Source organism: Arthrobacter sp. CAN_A2, assembly GCF_015752045.1.
In the GTDB taxonomy this organism is placed as follows: domain Bacteria; phylum Actinomycetota; class Actinomycetes; order Actinomycetales; family Micrococcaceae; genus Arthrobacter_D.
The window spans coordinates 1-2,307 of the sequence record NZ_JADOUS010000053.1 but is presented as its reverse complement, the minus strand read 5'-3'; the positions used below and the strand labels follow the sequence as shown (position 1 = coordinate 2,307).

2 protein-coding genes are annotated in these 2,307 nt (G+C 58.9%); both read left to right on the top strand.

Features of this window, described 5'->3' with window-relative positions; all coding sequences use genetic code 11:
• The first annotated feature begins 273 nt into the window (after positions 1-273).
• Positions 274-882 carry a recombinase family protein gene (locus IWX63_RS16510; protein ID WP_199279237.1) on the top strand — a complete coding sequence of 203 codons (609 nt, stop codon included), beginning with the start codon at positions 274-276 and terminating at the stop codon, positions 880-882.
• Between the two features lie 6 nt (positions 883-888).
• Positions 889-2,268 (top strand): Mu transposase C-terminal domain-containing protein, encoded by a 1,380-nt coding sequence (locus IWX63_RS16505; protein WP_334685956.1) that lies wholly within the window; start codon positions 889-891, stop codon positions 2,266-2,268.
• Positions 2,269-2,307: the final 39 nt, after the last annotated feature.

Here is a 2,307-nt window from a genome sequence, read left to right as displayed (position 1 = left end):
CCTCGGGTTCCGCAACCTCACCCACTACATCGCCCGATCACTCCTCGAATCAGGCGGCTTCAGGCCCCGCCTGCACTCTCAATTACGATGAGCCCCGTAACGTCGGCTGTTGCGCGTTACTTTTTCATCGTGCCGAAATCGTTCGTATTTGCTACAAGCACCGTTGCTGTCGCCAAAGTGATACGAAGGGCTCGGATTTTGTACCGAAATGCAGTGCCGTATTCTATGTATCGGTTCTTCCTATGCTTCACGAGTATTGATACATTGAGGTGCATGGGACACCAGTTGGGCTACGCCCGTGTATCGACCGGCGATCAAGATGCCGCTCTTCAAGTGGACTCGTTGAAGTCAGCTGGTTGCTACCGGATTTTCACTGACACCGCATCGGGTTCGCTGGAAACACGACCGGAACTGTCGAAGGTGCTGGACCAACTTAGGCCGGGTGACACTTTAGTGGTGTGGCGCCTGGATCGACTGGGTAGGTCCATCCGCCATCTGATCGATCAGCTGGCCGGATTGCAGGAACGTGGGATCGGGTTCAGGTCGTTGCAGGAGAACATCGACACCACGTCCTCGGGCGGCCGGTTGGTGTTCCACGTTTTCGCGGCGCTGGCAGAGTTTGAACGAGACCTGATCCGTGAGCGAACCAACGCCGGGCTGCAGGCGGCACGTGCACGTGGGCGTACAGGAGGCCGGCCAGCCCTCCTGACCGAGGACAAACTCCGCACTGCACGAAGGCTGTATGAGCAGCAGGACATGACGGTCGAGAAAATTGGTGCAGTTCTTGGGGTCAGCCGCACCACCATTTACCGCGCACTTCGCCGAGAACCTACCGGCACCCCTGCCCGGCGCCGGCGATCTTCCACCACCAAAGCCCAGTAGTGAGTCATGGCCAAGGGCAGCGGATCCACAGGACGGGACGTTGCCTCCACGCCTGAGAACAAAACTGCTGCCCGATGGCAGGTTTTGCGTCAGCATATTGAAGACGGCATTCCGCTGATTGTCCTGGCCAACGGCGAGGGTATCGGGCTGCGCACGCTGCAGCGTTGGTGCGCGGCTTATCGGCGCGACGGCATTACCGGGCTGACACCCAAGCCTTCACCACGTCGCGGCGTGAGAACCCATAGAGAGTTGATGGCGCTGATCGAGGGGCTGGCTTTAGTGAAGCCGCGGCTATCCACGGCAGCCATCACCCGGAAAGCGCGTGCGGTCGCAGCCGAGCATGGCTGGCAGATGGTGTCCTACAGTACGGTTCGCTCCATCGTGACCGGCCTTGATCCGGGCATGGTTACTCTCGCTCACCAAGGACCAGTCGCGTACCGGGACAAATACGAGCTGGTCTGGCGCCGCAGAGCCGAACGGGCGAACGCAATCTGGCAGGCCGACCACACCGAGCTGGACATCCTGGTTCTGAACGTCAATCGGACACCGGCCCGGCCTTGGCTCACGGTAATCCTCGATGATTACTCACGCGCAGTCTGCGGCTACATGGTCTTTCTCGGTGCGCCCTCGGCGATGAACACCGCGCTGGCACTACGGCAGGGTATCTGGCCCAAGAATGATTCCGGTTGGCCGATGTGCGGCATCCCTGATGTGCTCTACGTGGATCATGGAACGGATTTCACCAGTGATCACTTGAATCAAACGGGCAAGGACCTGCACTTCGAAATCATCTACTCAACTGTCGCCAGACCCCAGGGGCGTGGCAAGATTGAACGCTTTTTCGGCACCGTGAATACTGAGCTGTTGGCCGAGCTTCCTGGTTATTTGACCGATGGGCAACGGCATCCGGAACCGGTGCTGACGTTGCCGGAACTGGATCAGGCTGTCGGCACGTTCATTGCGGGTACATATCACCAGCGCGAGCACCCGGAAATCAAAACCACCCCGCATCAGTCATGGGTAGGTGAAGGATGGCTTCCGCGATTGCCGGAAACCGTTGACGACCTCAACCTGCTGCTACTGACTGTGGCCAAGCCGCGGATCGTCCACCGCGATGGCGTTCATTTTCAGGGTCTCCGATACGTCTCGCCACTGTTGGCCGCCTACGTCAGAGAGCCGGTCATCATTCGCTACGATCCCCGCGACATTGCCGAGATCCGCATCTTTCACCGGGACCAATACATCTGCAGAGCTGTCGATCCCGATCACGAATCAGCCACCGTCACCCTCAAAGACATTCAAGCCGCCAGATCCGCCCGTAACCGGGAACTGTCAAGTACCGGGTTTTGTGGAGGTTCGGTTAGGCCCGTTCCAGTTTTTTGGTGACGGGTAGATGGGCGTAAAAGTTGGTTTCGGCTTCGACGG

Coding starts and splice junctions, on each gene's coding strand:
- IWX63_RS16510 (WP_199279237.1), top strand. CDS start 274: ATGGGACACCAGTTGGGCTACGCCCGTGTATCGACCGGCGATCAAGAT.
- IWX63_RS16505 (WP_334685956.1), top strand. CDS start 889: ATGGCCAAGGGCAGCGGATCCACAGGACGGGACGTTGCCTCCACGCCT.